The organism is Sporosarcina sp. 6E9 (genome assembly GCF_017921835.1).
GTDB lineage: Bacteria > Bacillota > Bacilli > Bacillales_A > Planococcaceae > Sporosarcina.
The window spans coordinates 40336-54582 of record NZ_JAGEMN010000009.1; the positions used below are offsets into that span (position 1 = coordinate 40336).

Below are 14247 nucleotides of genomic sequence, written 5' to 3' on the forward strand. Positions count from 1 at the left end.
GTGGACAGTTTTAACGATACAATACTTCAATTTATAAGAGGGAAACGTCTTTTAAAAGCAAGAGATTGCGTCCTCGTAGCATGTTCAGGAGGCGTGGATTCGATTGCACTTCTTCACTTTCTTGCGGTGCACCGTGAGGAATTGGCTATTGAGGTTGCTGCGATTCATGTAGACCATATGTTGCGAGGAAATGAATCTGCTTTGGAAGGTGACGTTGTAAACGACCTTTGCAAACGACTAAATATCCCTTTTTACGGTGGACGAGTACCGGTGCCTGAAATTCTCGAAGAAGAAGGGGGCAATGTGCAAGCGGTATGCCGTGAGGGAAGGTATAATTTATTCGAAAAAATGTTGAGTGAAAAAGAATATAATGTCCTGGCTACGGGACATCATGCAGAAGACCAACTTGAAACGGTGTTAATGCAAATGACGAAGGGGGTTGTACCTTCAGGCATCCCGATGAAAAGGGAAATAGGCCAAGGTATGATCATTCGTCCCTTTCTACCAGTAACGAAAGAAGCACTTTATGCGTACGTGAAGGAAAATAACTTAAGGTTTTGCGAAGACCCTAGTAATCATAGTGATGCTTATATGCGAAATCGTTTTCGAAGACACGTTATCCCACATATGATGAGTGAAAATCCAAAAGTGCCGGAAAGGGTTGCCGAAATGGCTGGGAAGTTACAAGAGGATGAGGCATTTCTGTGGGCTACAGCGGAAGAACAATTAGGCAAGATAATTGGTTTTACGGAAGAGGGTCTGCCGACAATAAGCAAACAATCATTTGGAAGCATGCCAACTGCTTTACAAAGGCGAATGATTAAACTACTATTAGATTATCTTTATGATAATTATAAAGTCCACGTTCGTTATAAATATACACTCATCGACCAGTTGTTACATCATCTCGGATCTGAGGATGGAAACGTCTCGATTCATCTCCCATTAGGTTATCGGTTTGTAAGAGAATACGACAAGTTAACCTTCGCAAAAGAAGATAACCTGTCAAGTGCTTCAGCAATGATAAAAGTCATGCCAAAAGGTGAGAAAACGGATTGGTTAAATGGTGGCTGGATTTATTGGGCGGAGATTGATGAGACAAGACCAGATTTACTTGTCCAAGCTAAGGAAATCAGGTATTTTACTTTACTCGATGATGCATTGCCGCTTTCGGTCAGGCAAAGAAAAGAAGGCGACAGGATGTTATTAACTGGGATGACAAATCCTAAACGGTTATCAAGGATATTTATCGATGAAAAAGTGATGTTGTCATTACGTGACGAGTTGCCAGTTATCGTTACAAATAATGATGATGTATGTGCAGTACCAGGTTTACGTTACGGCGCCTCGTTTTCCAAGAACAGGCTAACGACGAGCCGGTACATATTTATTTTAGGGAAGTATTAAGCCATTACTGAGGAGGAATCTCGATGCTCGCCAAAGACATTGAAGAAGTACTAATTACGGAAGAAGAAATTCAACAAAAGATTGATGAGCTAGGTGCCGCGCTTACTGAAGAGTATAAAGATAAGTTTCCGCTTGCGATTGGTGTACTTAAAGGTGCCCTGCCATTCATGAGTGATCTTATTAAACGCATTGATGCTTATATTGAGCTCGATTTTATGGATGTGTCAAGTTACGGGAATGCAACTGTATCATCCGGTGAAGTGAAAATCGTGAAAGATTTGAATACAAGCGTCGAGGGTAGAGACGTATTAATCATTGAAGATATTATTGATAGCGGAAAAACGTTAAGTTATCTTGTTGATTTAATGAAGTATCGAAAAGCAAACTCCATTAAGATTGTTACGCTACTTGACAAGCCAACGGGTCGGAAAGTTGACCTAGAAGCCGATTATATCGGTTTTAACGTTCCGGATGCTTTCGTTGTCGGGTATGGTCTAGACTACATGGAGAAATATAGAAATCTATCTTATATCGGAGTATTGAAAAAAGAAATTTACTCTTTTTGAAGCTTTCCGAACCTCCCCAATATAGGGGGTATAGGAACGCTTTTTTTGCGCAACAATTATAAGGCGTTTTCTTTGTAGATTGAAGATTACTTATGGTAAGATTTACAATAGTTTTCTGTTTAATGAAATGAGGAGGCCTAGGGATGAATCGAATACTTCGATACTTTCTACTATATGGACTAATCTTCCTGGCTCTAATGGGGATATTTGGTTCACTGAATAAAACAAACCCGAAAATAAAGCCGATCACTTACAATGAATTTCGGCTAGCACTCGAAGAAGGAAATGTAAAAAGCGCCACAATTCAGCCCGACCAACTCATCTATGAAGTTAAAGGTGAGATGAAAGGCTATAAAGATGGCGAAACCTTTATAACAAATATTCCGCAGTCACATGATGCACTGCTAAATGATATTGATGAGGTAGCAGCGTCACAGTCTGTTAAAATTGAGTATTTAAAAGCACCGGAGACAAGCGCGCTAGTATCATTTTTCACCGGACTCGTTCCATTTATCATTATTATTATTCTGTTCTTCTTCCTGTTGAATCAGTCACAGGGCGGTGGCGGCGGTAAAGTAATGAATTTCGGTAAAAGTAAGGCGAAGCTTCATACGGATGATAAAGAAAAAGTAAGTTTCGATGACGTTGCAGGAGCAGACGAGGAAAAAGCAGAACTTGTCGAGGTAGTTGATTTCCTGAAAGACGCACGAAAGTTTAAAGAGGTTGGCGCACGTATACCACAAGGGATTTTACTTGTCGGACCACCTGGTACAGGTAAAACGTTGCTTGCGCGTGCAGTTGCTGGTGAAGCCGGCGTACCATTCTTCTCAATTTCAGGTTCTGATTTTGTTGAGATGTTTGTCGGGGTCGGAGCATCACGTGTTCGTGATCTTTTCGAAAATGCAAAGAAGAATGCACCATGTATTATTTTTATTGATGAAATTGATGCGGTTGGACGTCAACGTGGCGCAGGGCTTGGCGGCGGACATGATGAACGTGAACAAACGCTTAACCAATTACTCGTTGAAATGGATGGTTTCGGTGAAAACGAAGGAATCATTATTGTAGCGGCAACGAACCGACCAGACATTTTGGACCCAGCACTTCTTCGTCCAGGTCGATTTGACCGTCAAATTACAGTCGGTCGCCCGGATGTAAAAGGTAGAGAAGCGGTTCTTCAAGTGCATGCGCGCAACAAGCCGTTTGACGACTCAGTGAATTTAAAAGCACTTGCTCAACGTACACCAGGTTTCTCAGGTGCAGATCTTGAAAACTTGTTAAACGAAGCTGCACTTGTAGCTGCAAGACGTGATAAAAAGAAAATTGACATGTCGGATATTGATGAGGCAACGGACCGTGTAATTGCAGGACCTGCAAAAACAAGCCGAGTGATCTCTAAAAAAGAAAGAAATATTGTAGCATTCCATGAAGCGGGCCACGTTGTTGTCGGACTCATTCTTGATGAAGCGGATATTGTGCATAAAGTTACAATCGTACCTAGAGGCCAGGCAGGCGGTTATGCGGTTATGCTTCCGAAAGAAGATCGCTACTTTATGACGAAGCCGGAACTACTTGATAAAATTTCTGGACTTCTTGGTGGACGTGTTGCAGAAGAAATTGCACTCGGTGAGGTTTCTACCGGTGCGCATAACGACTTCCAACGTGCCACTGGAATTGCAAGGTCAATGGTGACGGAGTACGGAATGAGTGATAAACTCGGCCCGTTACAGTTCGGTCAATCCCAAGGTCAAGTCTTCCTTGGCAGAGACTTCAGTTCTGAACAAAATTACTCCGAATCGATTGCATATGAAATTGATCAAGAAATGCAACGCATCGTTAAAGAAGAATATGAGCGTACGAAACAAATACTGACAGAAAATCGTGCATTGCTTGATTTAATTGCTACGACTCTTCTAGAAGTAGAAACGCTTGATGCGGAACAAATCAACCATTTGAAAGATCATGGGACATTACCAGAGCGTCCATATGACAATAATGGAAAAGATACAGACAAAACGGAGTCAAATAAAAGAGATGATAATACCATCTCTGATTCAACAGGCGCTCCATCAGATCCGTCAATTGCTAATTTGCCAAATGAACGGGAGTATGAAAGCCCACCAAATCCGTTTGACGAAAAACGAAGAGATTAAAAAAATGAAAGCTGGCCCTTTTTGAAGCGGTCAGCTTTTTTTTATTCAAACTTGAAAATTTGAAGTTAGCGAGGGAATCCCAAATGATCTTAGTGATGGATACAGGAAATACAAATATTGTCCTCGGTGTTTATGACCAAGGAACACTCAAATACCATTGGCGCATGGAAACGTACCGCCAAAAAACAGAAGACGAATATGCGATGCAAGTAAAATCCTTATTCACGCACGTTGGTTTAACCTTCGAAGAGATTAACGGAATTATCATTTCGTCCGTCGTACCACCGGTAATGTTCCCCCTTGAACAAATGTGTAGTAAATATTTCAACATCAAGCCGCTAATTGTCGGTCCGGGGATAAAAACGGGTTTGAATATCAAATATGAAAATCCGCGCGAGGTTGGTGCAGATCGAATCGTGAATGCCGTTGCAGCCATCGAGGAATATGGAAGTCCACTTATCATAGTCGATTTTGGAACAGCAACGACCTACTGTTATGTCAATGAAAGCGGAGGTTATATGGGCGGAGCAATTGCGCCGGGGATTGGCATTTCAATGGAAGCCCTGTTTGATCGCGCTTCTAAACTTCCCAGAATTGAATTAGCGCGCCCTGATAACGTCGTTGGAAAAAACACGGTAGCCGCAATGCAGGCAGGAATTGTCTTTGGTTATGTCGGACAAGTTGAAGGTATCGTTGCCCGCATGAAAGCACAAAGTAAAGAAGAGCCAACTGTTATCGCAACAGGCGGCCTAGCAGATCTTATCGCTAGTGAAACAACTATCATTGATGTAGTCGATAACTTCTTAACGCTTAAAGGGTTACACCTAATTTATCAACGAAACGTATAAAATATTGAACCGATTTTAAAGGAGTAGATAATAATGAAAGATTATTTAGTAAAAGCATTGGCGTTTAATGGAACAATCCGGGCATATGCTGTCCGTTCAACAGACACGATTTCCGAAGTACAAAAACGCCATGATATATGGCCAACTACAAGCGCGGCTCTGGGTCGATCGATGTCGGCAGCAGTTATGATGGGCGCAATGCTAAAAGGTGAAGATAAATTAACGATTAAAATTGAAGGAGATGGACCCATCGGACCGATGGTAATTGACTCCAACGCTCACGGGGAAGTACGCGGCTATGCATCCAATCCTGATGTTCACTTTGAATTAAATGAAATGGGTAAACTAGACGTCAAACGTGCTGTTGGAACTTCTGGAATGCTAACAGTCGTAAAAGATTTGGGTCTTCGTGAATTTTTCACAGGCCAAGTTCCGATCGTCTCTGGGGAAATTGCCGAAGACTTTACGGAGTATTTTGTTGTATCTGAACAAGTTCCGTCGGCCGTTGCGCTAGGCGTGCTCGTTAATCCGGATAATTCGATAAAAGCGGCGGGTGGATTTATCATTCAAGTCATGCCGGGTGCAACTGATGAAACAATTGGTATCTTAGAAGAGCGAATCGCGAATATGGAACCGATATCGACAATGATTGATGGTGGATTATCCCCTGAAGAAGTATTAAGTTCAGTTCTTGGAGCTGAAAATGTAGAAATCCTTGACATGGTGGATGTTTCATTCAAATGTAATTGTTCAAAAGAACGCTTTGGCAATGCAATCATTGGCCTGGGTGAAAAAGAAATTCGTGAAATGATAGCAGAAGACGGCCAAGCCGAAGCAAATTGCCATTTTTGTTTGGAGTCTTATGTATATGATAAAGAGGAATTGGAAGGGTACATCCATGAGATTCAATCGCGGTCATAAAGAGGACCCGGAGAAAATTGGAACACGTAGATTGAAAGCGAAACCGCTTTTAATTGTAATCGGTATTCTGTTATTCAGTAATTTATTATGGTTTATCGCCTGGAAAGTAACGGATAAATCATGGGAAACCGGTGAAGTAGTTGCCACCGTCGACGGTAAAACGATTAAGCGTGAAACCTGGATGGCGGCAATGGAAGAAAAAATCGGCCGTGAAACGTTATTAGAACTCGTCAATAATAAAGTTATGGAAGCGGCAGCCAAAAAGTATAAAATAAAAGTTTCCGATAAAGAAATCGATCTGGAACTTGCGCTTATTCATTCATTGGACGATCAGATTCACATGGGCATGACCACCGAACAAGAGCGAGAAAAAATCAGCGCTTCGATGATTCTAGAAAAGATTCTGACAAAAGATATTGTCGTTAGCGATGAGGTGATTCAGGCAAGTTATGATGCTAATGCCGATTTATATAATATTGCGAGTGCTTACCGCACAGCAATTATAGTTCTTGCGTCAAAAGATGAAGCAGAGAATGCATTATATGAATTAAATGAAGGTTCGAGTTTTAACATATTGGCAAGAGAACGTTCAATCGATGCTTCATCAGCCAGTCTTGGCGGTGATCTCGGGTATATTAGCGAGAAAAAAGACTCCATCGATCCTGCGGTCATTAAAACAGCATCATCATTAAAACCTAATACAACGAGCGGAGTTATCTCCCTTTCAGATGGAAAATTTGCGATACTCCATGTTAGTGATGTCATGAAAGGGAAAACTTTTAAATTAAAAGAAGTAAAAGATCATATCAAGCGCAATCTCGCGATGGAACAACTAACTGAAACGGTCAGTATGGAAGACTTTTGGAAGGAATTCGATACTAGCTGGTTTTATCGCGAATAAAACTACTAAACTAGCAAAAACCATCTATTAGATGGTTTTTGTTGTTTTTAGGATTACTTACGGTGGGAGGGGGAAGATATAGGTAAATATATTTGACACTATGCACACTATCGTAGTAGGATTAATAGTATAAAGCATATCAAAATAGTAGGGATTAGGAGAGGGTACTATGACTATCGTTGGGAACTCAGTTGCGGATTTAGTGGGAAAGACACCGCTCGTTAAAATGAATCGAATGACAGGTGCCGAAGACGCAGATGTTTATTTGAAGTTAGAATATTTTAACCCGGGTTCTAGTGTCAAGGACCGGATTGCGCTGGCCATGATTGAAGAAGCTGAAAAGTCCGGTGAATTGCAAGCGGGTGGCACAATCATCGAGCCGACAAGTGGAAATACAGGAATTGGGTTGGCAATGATTGCAGCAGCAAAAGGGTATAAAGCAGTATTAGTCATGCCGGATACGATGAGTACCGAACGCCGAAACCTATTACGTGCATACGGTGCAGATTTGGTCTTGACGCCAGGCGCTGAAGGAATGAAAGGCGCTATCGCAAAAGCGGAAGAGTTGGCAAAAGAAAAAGATTGGTTCATGCCTCAACAATTCAACAATGAAGCGAATCCTGAAATTCACCGGCTAACAACAGGTCCTGAAATTGCAGATGCGCTAGACCGCGTAGACGCATTTATTTCAGGGATTGGAACGGGTGGTACAATTACTGGTGCTGGAAGCGTGCTAAAAGAACGTTTTCCAGACGTGAAAATTGTTGCCGTTGAACCGACAGATTCTCCTGTTTTGTCAGGCGGGCAACCAGGGCCACATAAAATTCAAGGGATTGGTGCAGGTTTTGTACCGAAAGTACTTAATACGGATATTTACGATGAAATAATTCTTGTATCAAATGATGAATCTTACGAAACAGCAAGACGCGCGGCACGTGAAGAAGGGATTCTCGGCGGGGTTTCCTCAGGAGCTGCTATTTTTGCAGCGCTTCAAGTTGCGAAAAAGCTTGGTAAAGGAAAAAAAGTAGTCGCTATTCTTCCGTCAAATGGCGAACGATACTTAAGTACGCCGCTCTATCAATTTGAAGACCAATAAGTTGCAGGAAGAAGGAGTAAACTTGCTCCTTCTTTTTTTATGCACAAAACGTTAAGATAGGAGTATCAATCGGTACAGGGAGGAAAATAAAACATGACACGACAAGTACCGGCCTTCACGGCTACCCCAATGACAAAAGATCAGTTTTTCACTGCCTACCAACAACTGGCATATGAAAAGCAGGCGCACATCCTTCTGGAAAGTGGACGCGGCGGCAACTTGTCAATTGCTGGTATTAACCCATTAGCTACACTTCGGGCATTAGATGGTCATCGATTAAAAATCACATGGCGTGATGGTGCCGAAGAAATTAAAGAAGGCGACCCACTGGAAGAACTTACTCAATTTGTTGCAGCTTATGAGGTGGATTTCAATCCGGAGCTTCCTGAATTTCAAGGTGGTGTAGCTGGATTTATTAGTTATGACTACGTTCGAAGATATGAAAACATACCAAACGACACGATAGATGTTTTAAAAACACCAGATTTATTCTTTTATTTATTCGACGAGTGGGTAGTGTTTGATATCCATGCAGAAACTGCTTATTTCATTACACTTCCAGGTAGTGGAATAAATCCAGCAAATGTCGAGACAAAATGGGTGGAAGCAGCAAAAACTAAAGTTGAATTCGTGAAAACTGCTACGGAATCATCAGATGAACTTGAAGTATCCGTTACCGGACCACAATTTGAGAAAATGGTTGAAGATGTACAGGAATATATCGCAAAAGGTGAAGTCATTCAAGTAAACCTTTCTGTTAGGCAATCGAAACCATTAACAACCCATCCGCTAGCCATGTATGAAGCGCTACGGTCAGTCAATCCATCTCCGTACATGGCCTCAATGGGTGCTCCTGAGTTTTCGGTTGTATCAAGTTCGCCGGAATTGCTACTGCAAAAACGTGGTAATGAATTAAATACGCGACCAATTGGCGGAACTAGACCTAGAGGCGTCACAGACGAAGAAGATAAAGCCTTCGAAAAAGATCTTTTATCGGATGAAAAAGAAAAAGGCGAACACATCATGCTAGTCGAGTTGGAAAAAGAAGACCTTGAACGAGTCTGTAAATCTAAAACGGTGGAAACCAACGAGTTCATGGTTGTTGAACGCTATTCACATGTCATGCACCTCGTATCGAATGTCCGTGGAGTAGTCGCTGACGACCTTTCAAATGCCGATGTCGTAAAAGGGGTTTTTCCTGGTGGTACAATTACAGGTGCACCGAAACTACGTACAATGGAAATTATCGAAGAACTTGAGTCGGAGCGAAGAGGTTTATATACAGGAACAATCGGTTGGTTCGGTTTCAATGGAGATTTCGAATTGAACGTAGTTATTCGTACGGCATTTATTCAAGACGGAGTCGCACATATTCAAGCGGGTGCCGGGTTAGTCGCCGATTCAATCCCGAAAAACGAATATATCGAGTCATTGGCAAAAGGAAAGGCGCTATGGCAAGCCAAAGCGATGGCGGAGAAATAAAGGAGGTCTATTCGATGTTGTGTTGGATGAACGGTGAATTTGTGAAAGCGAAAGATTTAAGGATTTCTCCGTTCGACCACGGATTTTTATACGGCGTTGGATTTTTCGAAACGTTTCGTACCTATGACGAACACTTATTTTTATTTCAAGCCCATATGGATCGTCTAAAAACGGCGCTCTCCGAATACCGGATTGCGATGCCGTATGAAAATGAAGATATAATAGACGCTGTTCGAAAACTAAATGATTCCGCGGGTACAGATGGCTATTTCCGTCTTAATGTATCGGCCGGGGTTCACGATATTGGCTTGGCGCCATCTTCTTATGAGACGCCGACCGTGATTTTATTCAGAAAAGAATTACCCGTCACTAACGCTGGTGCAGAAAAAGAGGGAATATGGCTTGATACAACTCGGAATGATCCGGAAAGTGCATTGCGCCACAAATCGCATAACTTTCTCAATAACGTCCGTGGAAGACTCGAGCTACCCTCGTTAAAAGAACACGAAGGTTTATTTCTTAACAAAGAAGGATTTGTCGCAGAAGGCGTGACGTCCAATGTGTTTTGGATAAAAGACGGAGAATTATTTACACCTGCGATTGAAACGGGGATTTTACCCGGAACAACCCGAGCAATTGTCATGGAAATTGCGGAAATGGATGGAATGACTGTGAATGAAGGGTTTTACACTCAAAAAGTCGTTGAAGCGGCGGACGAACTATTCGTCACGAATGCTATCCAAGAAATTGTGCCAATAGGAAGTATTGGTGAAATATCATTACCAGGAGCGACTGGAGTTTATTATCAAAAACTGCACAACTTCTATAGAAAAGCCATTGAAGTTATGAAAGAAGGTACCAACTAATGGAATTAGCAAATGCGAAAGCAGTTTACCATTTCGGAGAGGTTGAATTTGACTTCCGGAAAGAAACGGTTGTCATGGGAATTTTAAACGTAACACCCGATTCGTTTTCTGACGGAGGAAAGTACGGGCGAATTGATAGTGCCCTGAAACATGCGGAAGAAATGATACAAAACGGCGCAAAAATCATTGACATTGGTGGTGAATCAACGCGACCTGGACACGAACCAGTTTCAATAGATGAGGAACTTGAACGTACTGTGCCGATTATCGAGGCAATCACTCGCGAGTTAAATTGCGCAGTTTCAATTGATACATATAAAGCGGCGGTTGCGGATGCGGCCCTAAAAGCGGGTGCGCACATTATTAATGATGTATGGGGTGCCAAACGCGAACCGGAAATTGCGAAGGTTGCTGCGCGTCATAATTCACCAATCATATTAATGCACAATCGAGAACAAGTGGATTATGATGGCCCCTTAATGGATGAAGTAATTGCTGATTTGATTGATAGCATTGATATTGCACTGAATGCAGGCGTCACTCAGGATAATATTTGGTTAGACCCTGGTATCGGATTCGCAAAAGATACGGAACAAAATATTGTGGTCATGCAAGGATTACAGAAAATCGCGGAATTAGGATATCCACAATTACTTGGAACTTCACGGAAGTCAATGATTGGCAATGTTTTAAATTTGCCGGTTGAAGAACGTCTTGAAGGAACGAGCGCAACGATTTGTTATGGGATTGAAAGAGGCTGTCACATCGTACGCGTTCATGATGTAAAAGAAATTGAACGTGCGGTTAAAATGATGGATGTATTAACAGGTAAGTCTATATATAAGGGATAGGAGCATGCCAATTGGATTATATTCATTTAAACGAAATGGAGTTTTACGGTTACCACGGTGCATTGCCGGAAGAGACGAAGCTTGGTCAGCGTTTTCGTGCGACAGTATCACTTGCAACAAACCTTGAAGAAGCTGGGAAAACGGATGATCTTGATAAAACGGTAAATTACGCGGAAGTCTATGAGCTCTGTAAGGAAATCATTGAAGGGGCGCCTAAAAAGCTAATTGAAGCAGTCGCAGAGAAAATTGCTGGAGATTTACTAAGTCGTTATTCGACTAAAGTGACAGGAGTGCGTGTGGTTCTCATTAAACCAGATCCCCCAATCGCTGGACATTATATATCCGTTTCCGTAGATATTACACGGGGAGATTTCAAGTGAACAGTGCATTCATCTCAATTGGATCGAATATCGGTGAGCGATTGCTTCATTTGAAAGACGCTGTGCGTGCACTTCATACGTATAATGAGGTGTCGGTTTTGTCGGTGTCATCTGTTTATGAAACAGCGCCTGTTGGATATACAGACCAAGATGACTTTTTAAATATAGTCATTGAAATTAGAACGTCGCTTGACGCTTATAAATTGCTGGCGGTTTGTCAGGAAATCGAGCATGAATTAGGTCGCGTACGCACAGTGAGGTGGGGGCCGCGAATTGTAGACCTTGACATCTTGCTTTATAATAACGACAATATTAAAGCGGAGAACTTGATCATTCCACATCCGCGGATGTATGAGCGTGCATTCGTTCTTATACCACTTCTTGAAATTGCACCAGAAATTGTGCATCCGGTTACCGAACGATTTTATTCCGAAGAGGCGGCAGTTCGCGGTCGCGGTGTTTTACTTAAGCAGAAAGTTAATGGCGTCGAAGACTTTATTCAATAAAAGAAATGCGTAAGCACGCCGCCTGGTATTTAAAAGGCATTCGAGGCAATGATGAAGCATGAGCAGGCGGAACTTGCTGGAAGTGCTGTCTAATTCTAATGGTTTCGAGCTGCCGCGAATTGTGGTAGCTCTTTTCTTTGTGTACAATAGGTACATATTAAAAAATATACGATTTTAATTTATTAGAGGAGTGAACGAAATGTCCAATCTTGACGATTTAAATGACCAACTTCTGGTGAGACGACAGAAGATGTTAGATATAAGGGAAAGCGGACTCGATCCGTTCGGTTCGAAGTTTGAACGAACACATTTATCTGAGGAAATCCACGAGAAATATGAAGGCTTTACGAAAGAAGAATTAGAAGAAGCTTCATATGAAGTGAAGGTTGCAGGACGCATCATGACGAAGCGTGGAAAAGGAAAAGCAGGATTTGCTCACCTTCAAGATCTAGGTGGCCAAGTTCAAATCTATGTACGACAAGATGCTATTGGAGAAGAGGCGTACAAACTATATACAAGTACTGACCTTGGGGATATCATCGGCGTTGCTGGTACAATCTTCAAAACAAATGTCGGTGAACTATCGATTAAGGTGAAAGAGTTTACATTCTTAACGAAAGCACTTCGCCCTTTACCTGAGAAATTTCACGGTTTACAAGATATCGAACAACGTTACCGTCAGCGCTACCTAGATTTGATTTCAACGGAAGGTAGCAAAGAGACGTTCATCTTACGCAGTAAAATAATCCAATCGATGCGACGTTACCTGGATGATCAAGGTTTCTTAGAAGTTGAGACGCCAATGCTGCATGCAATTGCGGGTGGTGCCTCCGCGCGCCCATTCATTACCCATCATAATTCATTAGATATGACCCTTTATATGCGTATCGCGATTGAACTTCATCTAAAGCGATTAATCGTTGGTGGTCTTGAGAAGGTATATGAAATTGGACGTGTATTCCGAAACGAAGGAACTTCAACTCGTCATAATCCTGAATTTACAATGATTGAACTGTATGAAGCGTACGCTGATTACGAAGACATCATGGCACTTACCGAAAATTTAGTTGCACATATTGCTCAAGATGTACTTGGTACAACAGAAGTTACCTATGGAGAAGATGTCATAGATTTAGCGCCAGGTTGGAAAAGACTTCATATGGCGGATGCTGTTAAAGAGTATACGGGTGTAGACTTTTGGAACGAAATGACGAAAGAAGAAGCTCACGCACTAGCGAAAGAACATGGCGTTGAAGTAACGGCGATGATGGAAGTTGGACATGTACTTAATGAATTCTTCGAGCAAAAGGTAGAAGAAGAGTTAGTGCAACCAACATTTATCTACGGACACCCAGTAGAGATTTCTCCACTTGCGAAAAAGAATCCTAAAGATGAGCGTTTTACCGACCGATTCGAATTATTTATCGTGCGTCGTGAACATGCGAATGCCTTCACGGAACTTAATGATCCAATCGATCAACGTCAACGTTTTGAAGCGCAGCTCGTTGAAAAAGAACAAGGGAACGATGAAGCGCATGATATGGATGAAGACTTCATTGAAGCACTGGAGTACGGGTTACCACCAACAGGAGGACTTGGAATCGGAATTGATCGCCTTGTTATGTTGTTAACGAATGCACCATCAATACGGGATATTCTTCTTTTCCCACAAATGCGTCCGCGAGACTAACTTCATTAAAGGGTTAACTCTGTGTTAGATAGAAATCAATAATGTTCAGTGTACGGCTCCTGCCTACTTTGCTTTCTGCATTGCAAGCAAAGTAGGTAGAGGCATCTACGCTTAGTAGATTTGTTTAAAATGGCCTCCATCGTGCGAAGCCATAACTAGTTGGTTTCGCATGTTTTTCCTGTTAGATGATAAAAAGTTTTAAAAAAGGGTTGCATTACTAAATGCATGGTGTTATAGTTATGAATGTCGCCAAAACGACCACATAAACGACGAAAAAGAAATTATAAATAGTTGTTGACACGGTCGAATAAGTTTGGTACGATATAAGAGTTGCTGTCGAGAGATGGTGACGCAGAAGATAATATGTAAGCGAAATTCATGCTTATATAATGAACCTTGAAAACTGAACAGCAAAACGTCAAGATATAACGTTTCGTTAAATCGAAACAAAAGCGAATCTTCGGATTCGAAGTCAGCAAAATGAAACTCGAGCTATTCAAGTTTCTCTATTATGGAGAGTTTGATCCTGGCTCAGGACGAACGCTGGCGGCATGCCTAATACATGCAAGTCGAGCGAATG

At 41.8% G+C, this 14247-nt stretch carries 13 protein-coding genes and 1 rRNA gene; all 14 read left to right on the forward strand.

Going from position 1 to position 14247, the window contains the following annotated elements:
- Entirely contained in the window at positions 1 to 1407 is a 1407-nt protein-coding gene (tilS, locus tag J4G36_RS17965) for a tRNA lysidine(34) synthetase TilS (RefSeq protein ID WP_210471798.1), read from the forward strand.
- A 23-nt stretch (positions 1408 to 1430) separates the two neighbouring features.
- Entirely contained in the window at positions 1431 to 1973 is a 543-nt protein-coding gene (gene hpt / locus J4G36_RS17970) for a hypoxanthine phosphoribosyltransferase (protein WP_210471799.1), read from the forward strand.
- Between the two features lie 143 nt (positions 1974 to 2116).
- Positions 2117 to 4126 carry an ATP-dependent zinc metalloprotease FtsH gene (ftsH, locus tag J4G36_RS17975; RefSeq protein ID WP_210471800.1) on the forward strand — a complete coding sequence of 670 codons (2010 nt, stop codon included), beginning with the start codon at positions 2117 to 2119 and terminating at the stop codon, positions 4124 to 4126.
- 83 nt (positions 4127 to 4209) lie between these two features.
- On the forward strand, positions 4210 to 4974 hold the full coding sequence (locus tag J4G36_RS17980) for a type III pantothenate kinase (protein ID WP_210471801.1): 765 nt from the start codon (positions 4210 to 4212) through the stop codon (positions 4972 to 4974).
- Between the two features lie 33 nt (positions 4975 to 5007).
- Positions 5008 to 5895: an Hsp33 family molecular chaperone HslO gene (gene hslO, locus J4G36_RS17985; RefSeq protein WP_210471802.1), complete on the forward strand. Its 888-nt coding sequence runs from the start codon at positions 5008 to 5010 to the stop codon at positions 5893 to 5895.
- Complete coding sequence (locus tag J4G36_RS17990; protein ID WP_210471803.1) at positions 5873 to 6796, forward strand: peptidylprolyl isomerase; 924 nt, start codon at positions 5873 to 5875, stop codon at positions 6794 to 6796. Before hslO ends, J4G36_RS17990 begins: the two co-directional genes overlap by 23 nt.
- 169 nt (positions 6797 to 6965) lie before the next feature.
- The gene (gene cysK, locus J4G36_RS17995; protein ID WP_210471804.1) at positions 6966 to 7892 is read left to right on the forward strand and encodes a cysteine synthase A; all 927 of its coding nucleotides are present in this window, start codon (positions 6966 to 6968) and stop codon (positions 7890 to 7892) included.
- A 93-nt stretch (positions 7893 to 7985) separates the two neighbouring features.
- Positions 7986 to 9374: an anthranilate synthase component I family protein gene (locus J4G36_RS18000; protein ID WP_246880717.1), complete on the forward strand. Its 1389-nt coding sequence runs from the start codon at positions 7986 to 7988 to the stop codon at positions 9372 to 9374.
- Positions 9375 to 9388: 14 nt separating this feature from the next.
- On the forward strand, positions 9389 to 10240 hold the full coding sequence (gene pabC / locus J4G36_RS18005) for an aminodeoxychorismate lyase (protein ID WP_210471805.1): 852 nt from the start codon (positions 9389 to 9391) through the stop codon (positions 10238 to 10240).
- Complete coding sequence (gene folP / locus J4G36_RS18010) at positions 10240 to 11091, forward strand: dihydropteroate synthase (protein ID WP_210471806.1); 852 nt, start codon at positions 10240 to 10242, stop codon at positions 11089 to 11091. Before pabC ends, folP begins: the two co-directional genes overlap by 1 nt.
- 11 nt (positions 11092 to 11102) lie before the next feature.
- Positions 11103 to 11471, forward strand: a complete 369-nt coding sequence (gene folB / locus J4G36_RS18015; RefSeq protein ID WP_210471807.1) for a dihydroneopterin aldolase — start codon at positions 11103 to 11105, stop codon at positions 11469 to 11471.
- Positions 11468 to 11977 (forward strand): 2-amino-4-hydroxy-6-hydroxymethyldihydropteridine diphosphokinase, encoded by a 510-nt coding sequence (gene folK, locus J4G36_RS18020; protein WP_210471808.1) that lies wholly within the window; start codon positions 11468 to 11470, stop codon positions 11975 to 11977. The genes folB and folK overlap by 4 nt, the downstream gene beginning before the upstream one ends.
- A 199-nt stretch (positions 11978 to 12176) precedes the next feature.
- Positions 12177 to 13667, forward strand: a complete 1491-nt coding sequence (gene lysS / locus J4G36_RS18025; RefSeq protein ID WP_210471809.1) for a lysine--tRNA ligase — start codon at positions 12177 to 12179, stop codon at positions 13665 to 13667.
- A gap of 508 nt (positions 13668 to 14175) precedes the next feature.
- A 16S ribosomal RNA gene (locus J4G36_RS18030) occupies positions 14176 to 14247 on the forward strand; the annotation flags it as partial.